This is a genomic window from Endozoicomonas sp. ONNA2 (assembly GCF_024606365.1).
GTDB lineage: Bacteria > Pseudomonadota > Gammaproteobacteria > Pseudomonadales > Endozoicomonadaceae > Endozoicomonas.
Genome location: NZ_JAHHPO010000610.1, coordinates 1 through 7,818, shown reverse-complemented (window position 1 = coordinate 7,818; position 7,818 = coordinate 1). Strand labels below are relative to the sequence as shown.

The 7,818-nt window shown below is 47.2% G+C and carries 7 protein-coding genes; all 7 read right to left on the bottom strand.

Annotation, left to right across the window (positions count from 1 at the left end):
- On the bottom strand, window positions 1-1,182 hold a 1,182-nt coding region (locus KDK14_RS10775), incomplete at its 3' end, for a BREX-1 system adenine-specific DNA-methyltransferase PglX (protein ID WP_257265111.1).
- A gap of 41 nt (window positions 1,183-1,223) precedes the next feature.
- Window positions 1,224-1,760: a hypothetical protein gene (locus tag KDK14_RS10770; protein ID WP_257265110.1), complete on the bottom strand. Its 537-nt coding sequence runs from the start codon at window positions 1,758-1,760 to the stop codon at window positions 1,224-1,226.
- Window positions 1,757-2,827, bottom strand: coding sequence for an ATP/GTP-binding protein (locus KDK14_RS10765; RefSeq protein ID WP_257265109.1), 1,071 nt, complete (start codon window positions 2,825-2,827; stop codon window positions 1,757-1,759). The genes KDK14_RS10770 and KDK14_RS10765 overlap by 4 nt, the downstream gene beginning before the upstream one ends.
- On the bottom strand, window positions 2,824-6,375 hold the full coding sequence (brxC, locus tag KDK14_RS10760; protein WP_257265108.1) for a BREX system P-loop protein BrxC: 3,552 nt from the start codon (window positions 6,373-6,375) through the stop codon (window positions 2,824-2,826). Before brxC ends, KDK14_RS10765 begins: the two co-directional genes overlap by 4 nt.
- A gap of 14 nt (window positions 6,376-6,389) precedes the next feature.
- Window positions 6,390-6,944 carry a DUF1788 domain-containing protein gene (locus KDK14_RS10755; RefSeq protein ID WP_257265107.1) on the bottom strand — a complete coding sequence of 185 codons (555 nt, stop codon included), beginning with the start codon at window positions 6,942-6,944 and terminating at the stop codon, window positions 6,390-6,392.
- Window positions 6,945-6,991: 47 nt separating this feature from the next.
- Window positions 6,992-7,609 carry a DUF1819 family protein gene (locus KDK14_RS10750; protein ID WP_257265106.1) on the bottom strand — a complete coding sequence of 206 codons (618 nt, stop codon included), beginning with the start codon at window positions 7,607-7,609 and terminating at the stop codon, window positions 6,992-6,994.
- Entirely contained in the window at window positions 7,606-7,767 is a 162-nt protein-coding gene (locus tag KDK14_RS10745) for an excisionase family DNA-binding protein (protein WP_257265112.1), read from the bottom strand. Before KDK14_RS10745 ends, KDK14_RS10750 begins: the two co-directional genes overlap by 4 nt.
- Between the last annotated feature and the right edge of the window lie 51 nt (window positions 7,768-7,818).

The window sequence follows — 7,818 nt, the reverse complement described above, 5'->3', positions numbered from 1 at the left end:
AGCTAAATATCCTATTATCGGGATGATCGTTCGACCGATTCTGTCGCCCTGGGGTTGTATCGGGTTGCGGAAGAAACGACGGTGGTTAGTTTTGGTTTCTGCCGGATTGCCCCCTGCCGCTTTCATGCTGAGCGCAAAGGAGGCGAGTTCACCGGCCCGTTCATCCAGCTCGATACCGAAGAGGTTGTGGGTCAGGATGTTTTCGGGGATCTCATTGGGCTCATAACCGGCTTCGTCATAAATGGCATAAAGCAGGTCATAAGCGTAAGAGAGCATATGGCCGGAGCCACACGCCGGGTCACAGAGTTTCAGTGCTTCCGGTGAGGTGACTTTCAGGAAGTTCGTTTCCACATCCACCGGCTTGATGTAGTACTCCATCCGGTCAATCAGTCTGGAGTTCGGATTATTCAGCATCCAGAGCCGCCCAAGGGAGTTCTCCACCAGATAACGCACGATATAGTGGGGTGTAAAGAGCTGGGTGGCCGCAGGAATATTCTCCGGCATGATTTTTTTGTTTTTCTTGAGCGCTTCAAATACATCATCCTTTTTCTCGGAGATGTAGAACTGATAGAGCCAGCCAATCACTTCAACGCTTTTACAGGCTTCGGGCGTCATGGCCTGCTGCACAAAGGAGAGAATGGCATTTCCCGAGAGCAGATCAGAAGGCAACAGCAGCTCGGTGTAGTCGGTAATGCGCCCAAACAGGTAACTCATGCTTTTGTTATAGGAGTTACAGGTGGCCACCAGCAGCAGTCGATAGGCTTCACCCTGCGGGTCCTGGCTTGTAGCTGAGCCAACCAGTAGCGCCATAATATGCTGGCGGGTCTTTTCATTGGAGACCAGTTTGTCATCAATATGGCCCATTTTGGCTTCCGCCAGAATGGCAGGCTGAAATTGCCCGGCTTCCGGTGAGACGATACCCAGCGGGGTGTAGCCGTTAATGTCCATAAAACGCAGGGCGCAGAAACGGTTAAACCAGGTGTAGGCAACCTGTTCAACCACTTGCTGCTGGCTGGAGGTTTGAATCTTCTGTTCCAGTGCAGCCACCGCTGATGGGTTTTCACGGCGGGCTGCACTGGATGGCTCCAGTACCTGTTTCAGCCGGGTACTAACCTGTTCCATCAGACTGGTCCGGGCATACTGGGCAAATTTCTTCAGTTTGGCTTGGGTGGGTTTATCCATCATAAGACCTTGATATGAGCAGAATGCTCACTGTGAATTCGTTAGGTGAGCGTCTGGTTAGCCACTTCGCTGATACGAGTGGCAGGCCATTTAGGAAAGTTCTCGTTCCATATTTCCAGATTAAAGACCTGGCAGTTTTCATAGATTGACCGCTGCCAACGATCAACTGCTCTGCCAGCAGGTGGCATTTTTGCTGTAATTTCATCGGTCAGGTTGGCGTTTAGCTCAAGATCCAGGGTGACCAGGCTAAGATAATGAACCGGTTTTGTGAGTTTTCTCTCTGCCCAGCGATAAAAAAAGGTATCGATAAATTTATTGGCAAAGGTACTGCTTAGGGTGCCGTTTTCAATCTCGTTATGGAATTTCTCCAGCCCTTCTTTTTGAGCTCTTGGATACCCCGGATCTTTCACCTCAACAAACAGAATGGCTTCTTCAAGCTCAACCACAAAATCGACCCGGTGTTGTTCGCTTAGCCCGTGGTAATTGGGTTGAGTGGGCTTCATCTGATCAAACACCAGAGTTCCACCATCTATGGCATCGGTGAAATCTATCGCCAGATCATTTTCGGTTAACTTCATTTACCCAGGTTCCCCATTTTCAGGCTCACCTGTTTTTTAGTCAGGTCATTGAAGGAATCTGAAATAGCATTGGGCGTCAGCGATTGGTAATCATCGGTAGAGTCGATTTTTATCTCACCGGTGTTTGTGTCCTGATAGAGGGCGTGGTAACGGATATGATCCGCAGAGGTTTTAAGCAAATCGAACCATTTCAATAGAACGTACTCATGAGTAGCAAGGATGATCTGCTGGCCATTACGTGATAGCTCCAGCAGGATCTGAACGAGCAGCTCCATAAGCTTTGGGTTCATATTGGCTTCCGGCTCATCCCAGAATAATGGCCCACTTTCACCAGGGCTTATGGTGCCGGTTTCCAGCAGGCGGGAAAGCATTCCGGCCTTACGAAAGCCTTCGGCAATGGCGTTTGCGGAATACTCAGTACCGTCCTTTGAGGATTTGAAGGTGACATTACCACCGCCATAGAAGATAAAGCGGCCACCACAGACTCGCTCCAGCTCAGCCATTGCCCATTTGGCTCTTTCTGTCAGTTTTTCTGGTCTTATTGGAGGGAGGTCCAACTGTAGGCAGATATCCTGATAGGTTCGATCAAATGAGAGTTCTCGCTGTTGGTAAAGGCTGACAAAGCCTTTCATAAGGGCCAGTACTTCTTTAGTCGGGAAGAATACTGGCTCAGCTCGCTTTTGTTGGAAATGGGTAATATTTTCCAGCTGAACTTTTTTGGTTGCATTGTTGGAGAACTCTAGCTCCACATTGGTACCTGATGTAAAGGAGGATTTCAGGTTTGCTTTATCCGTACCGGCACCATTCTTTCGCATTTTTCCCAACTTGCCATCCAGAGGCATAAACAGGCTGGTCAATAGTTTTGCCAGTTCTGTTTCAATATCGTCCTGCTTGATGTCATTGCCGGACTTTAGTTTGCTCTCGCCCGAGCAAAGGGCATAGGCCGCTTTTAACAGTTGGCTTTTACCGGTGCCATTGGCACCGATAATGATGTTTATTTTGGCTGAAAACTCTATTTTCAGTCGGTGGAAGGTAGTGAACTCCCGCAGCTCCAGTGATTCGATCATACCTGTACCTTTTTACCTTCTTTAATCTGTGTCAGCAGAACCTCCCGCATAGAAGACAGATATCGGTCAATATCCTGTTCATTGGCCAACAGGGGTTGATCAAAGGGGACTTTGATCTGGCTTTTGGCAATGATCTCCACTTTTGGCGCGGGTTTTACCGTGCCGGATGATCCGGGCCCTTCATTATGAGGCTTGCTGTTGCCTCCCTCTCCAGCAGCTGCAGGTGATGTCTGGGCTGCCCGGGTCAGCAGTTGTGTGAGTAGCTGTGGATACTCGACTTCCTCGAAGGTTCTCAGTTTATCCCGGACCAGGGCAATCAGTTTCTGATTGGCAATCGCAGCGCTTGCATTATCAAATGCCTGTAGCAGCAGCGATTGTTGATCTGTCGTAATTTTACTGAAGTCGTTTTGAGCGGAGAACGTTTGTTTTTTCCCGGCAATGGTTGTGCGGGCAGTATCGATTTCGGCACTTAGCTGTTCTTCAACCCGGATTTTGAGATCATCCAGCTTAATTTTCAGCTGCTGCATACGGTTACCACGGAAGCAGTCTTTGTCGGTAAGTGCGCCCTCTACCGCATCGCAGTTTATACCCTGAACATAGGGAAAGTTGTCTTTCTGACTGAGGATAAAAGCTGAGGCTTCATCATAAATGGCTCGTTGGGTGCTGTCATTTGCCATAAAGCGAATAACGGGATCAATAAGCGTTTCTTTGTGCTTCAGCAGATTGTCTTCACTTTTAAGAAACTCGGTCAGATACCAGCCATAGGGTTTATCTTTATGGCTTTCAAGATCGTCCAGAACAGGCTTTAGCAGATTCAGGAAAGGGTAGTTGCCGTTTTGGGCATAGAGTCTGTCCAGTTTATGATGCAGTTCCTCCAGTTTAACGCCGGTTTCATTGCCCAGAGCCTTGGCTTCATTCGCCGAGGGAGGACTGTCAAAGAACTCATCATAAAAGTCAGTCAGTTTACGAACTTCAGCAGCGGTAAAGTCAGCCTGTGGTTCGAGTATGACTTTGGTATGGCCGTGAGTGTTTCTCAGGGCTGAGGCTAATTCTGAATCTTCCTGGGGTATGCCATCAATAGTTGCATCTACTTTGCCACGGGCACAGAGGTAGGCAAGTGTGCAGAGAATTGCTGCGTAGTACCAGCCATAAGGTTTTTTCTCGAATTTTTCCAAGAGTGATTTAATGCTGGTTTTAACGCCTCCCCTTTTGTTGCCCCGAATAAAGGACAGTACTTCCTTTTCCGTTTCAGAGAGATTGGTGGCCTGACCACTGAACAGGCTGTCTTTCCCCTTTTCCAGGCAGATGGGAATATCTTCTTCTTTATATGTGTTCCGCAACATGCCCAGATAGGGGTAGACGCGATTTATCAACCCTTGAAATCCACGGATGATTCGGGTTTGAGCGTCCTCGCTATTGACTTCAATGTCGCTGCCAGTGGCTATCATGGGTGCTTTGACTAACAGTGCTGCGACTTGATTTTGTATTAATTTCTTACGCGCCTCATTTGCCTGTCCTTTTTCAGCAATGATACGGCGGGTGGCGTCATTGGCGTTTTGGCTGTTGTGACGGATGTATTTCAATGTTTTTTCATACATCACCAGGTCTTGCATCAGCTGAGGGTCGGCTGGCATAACGATAAGGAGTTCATCTCTGCCCATGCTCTGCATGCGCAAAAGCTCGGCATTACCTGCGTTTTCATGGAAAGGAGAGATTACATGAATGGCCAGTTCGTGTTCACGTCCATGGAGCTTTTCATCGAGTTTTCTTGAATAGATGTAGTCTTGCCCGTTGCCATCAAAGCGAATCTTTCGATGTTTGATGATGGAATCAAAGACCATTTTTTCCAGATGTTCAGCGATTTTTCGGGAGTCTGCCTCTGTATTTTTGATCTCTTTTTCGACATCCTTTTCCTCGTCAGTGAGGTATTCATATACGTCGCCGTTGCGCTGTACGTAGATTTGCTGTTCCAGAAGCGCTAGCCCCTGCTCAACTTTTTTATGCAGCGCACTGATATTCTGGTCAAACCTTTCCAGCATTAATATGCTCATGTTGCGAACAGTCGGCTTAAATTCTTTGACATACTTTACCAGGAGCAGAGCTTTCAACAGTCGAACAGCACAAGGGTCTCCGAGGTTTTTTTCAGCAACAGGAATGGCGCTTTGGACGCTGGACTTCAGTGTGGCTCGCAGGCCTTCGTACATAAGATCAAATGTTGCCAGCTGTCCAACAGGACGGTCGCCTACCATTTTAGCAACATCCTGAAACACGCCCAGCATGGATCGCTCACCCACTGAGTTATGACGACCTTCAAAGGCATTGTGACGGGAAAGGTTCTGAATGGCTGATTGGAACAGGGTGAACTGGTAAGGAATAAATGGGTAACAATGGATAAAGTGCTCTTTATCCTTAAAGTTGCGATGGGTTTGTGCACCATCCGTAAAGCTGAATAGTGTGTTGAAGTTATTGAGCTGCTGGTGGTAAGTATCTGACAGCAGGTTAATTCCCTGCTCATCTTTGGTCAGTAATCGCAACTGAATAACTTCAGCCGCATCCGCACTGGTTAACTTTAAGCGATATTTAAAGCGAGCCTGGATCTTTGAGAAGGCGTCTGCATTGCTGTCACTCTGGGTCATGTCACCAATGATGTCACTGATTTCTTCTTGTGCTGTGACAATAACCCAGGCCTGACCACGGCATTTTGTGGCCAGGGATTCTGCCAATGTTTGCAGGTTGGTCATCAGCCTGGTTTTATCTGCAATGTATTGTCCAATTTCATCGACAAAGAAGTTCAGGCGAAAGCCCGGAGGTTGTTGAGCGATGTATTGGTTAATTTGATCCGCAAAGTCTTCTATGGAGAGCTTGTAGTCTGATCGATACGTATCCAGCACATCTTTCGCAGGCTGCCCGGTGACTTCTCGATAAGCATCGTCAACAAAGGAAGCTATCCGGGTTGGGCGGGTACGTCCCCAACACCAGCCACGATTGGCCAGACGTTCAAAATGCCCTTTAAAGCTTTCAAAGAGGTTTTCCTGATCCAGTTCACGTTCGAACTTGGCTATGTAGGGTTGTTTGCCATAGTAACCACAGGCTTCGTCGAATACTTTGATAAAGACGGCAATCAGGGCGTCGGTCTGTTCTTTGCTGATGACATCTGCTTTCTGGTCAATATTAAATAGAATGCTTTTGGATGGGATTCTGACCGCTTTTTCCATGTCTGCATGGAGGATGTCACTGTCTTTTTTGCATTTAGGCAAGAATATATCTGCTGCCTTTGTACCACCCACTTCCCTGTTTTCCAGTACCAGAGATAGCATTTTCAGGAGGTGTGATTTACCGCAGCCGAAGAAACCGGAAAGCCATACACCATTTGCATTGGTGTAGTTGTTATAAGCATCAAGGAAAATTTCCAGCCGTCTGGCTACTTCGGGTATCAGTTCGTACTCCTCCAGCTCATTGCGGAGGTTTTCTTCGTCGTCTGCCTTGATGACTCCCTCAATGGGGCGGTCAATAGGGCGCAGGAAAATATCTTTAAGAGCGGTTGTCATTGCAAATCCCTCGCTTAAGCACTTCTGTTCAGAATGTTGAAGGCACGGTAGTAGTTGTCATCATGCAACTTGCCAAAAAGTTCTAAGGACGAACCCTTTTCTGGTGAGTATGAATAGGTGCCCGGGAAGAACATTAGAGTAGGTTGATGTTTCGCAGTACTCTGTAAGTTGCTGAGTAAATTATGAGAGCGGATGATCGGGAAGACTTCTCCCACACCGGATAATATCAAAACATCAAACTTCCTGGATTTCATTTGCTCAGCGATGGCAGGGATGATATTTTTCTCAACATCAAGGATGGACTGCATATCTTCAAGTAGCTTCTCTTTGCCTATTTCAGCTTCCTTTTCTACATACCAGCTCCAGTCATCATCCCTGTTAAGTAGATCGAAGCAGAGGTCATAGAGATTGATTTCGAGAATATCAATGCCATTGCTCAGGAGTTGGCTGGACAAATTCTTACGAATTTTTTCAATATTGTTCGCTTTCCCGGGGTCAAAAGGACAGATGAAGAAAGGTACTTCGTTGCCTAAGCCCTGCATTTTGAGAAAGCGATCACTGGAGACCACCGCAACCAGGTGATCTAGCAGGTCTCTGTCTGACCTCTGGTCATATATCACCGGTGGTCACTCCCTGTATTAAGTTGATTTTCGTAAATTGGAAAAAAGGTGATCTCTTTTGGATTATGGCTGGACAAAAGTTCAATAAATTCTGAAGAAAGAACAACAGGTATGATTCTGTTTTCTTTTGTCAGTAAGTTTGCCTCTCGCAGCATGCGGAAGACGACTTGCTTTAGTTTGTCTCGGGTAACTTGCTGAGTGCTCTCCAGCTCATCATGCCATTCTCCCTTCTGGTTAAAGAAGTAGTCAAAATCCTCCTCATCGAGTTGGTAGCTCATGGAGAGAAACTTTTCTCTGATAACCTCAACTGCAAATTCACCAATAAGCCGGTAATAGCGACAGGTAGCGACCCATAGCATTGCTGCTTGATCAGCAGATGCTGAGTGTACTAAAAACTCTAACTCTACTGGAGTAAGGGTTTTTAGCCGATGGCCAATTTCACGGATAGTCCTGGTCGATGTGCTTAGGGTTCTTGTCTGGAGAAGGTTCTGTGACAATGCTTTTTCCCTCGCAAGTTCCCACTCACCAAGGTCTAGTAAATACTGAGCCAGATCCACAGACTCTCTGAGTAGCAGACTACCGGCGGTGAAGGAAAGCTTGTAGGGTTGTGTCATAGAGTTTCATGCTCCCGAGCAGATAGTTCAGCTGACCCTCCTGCTTTTACCCAATTATCAACTTCATCTTTCTTGAATTTCCAGAGACGCCCCATTCTGTGCCCGGGCATATCCTGCTTTTCTATCCATTTGTAGACGGTATCGTTACTGACACCCAGGAGGCTGTCCGAGAATAGACTGCCCTACGCGGCAACTGCTCCTGCGTTGCT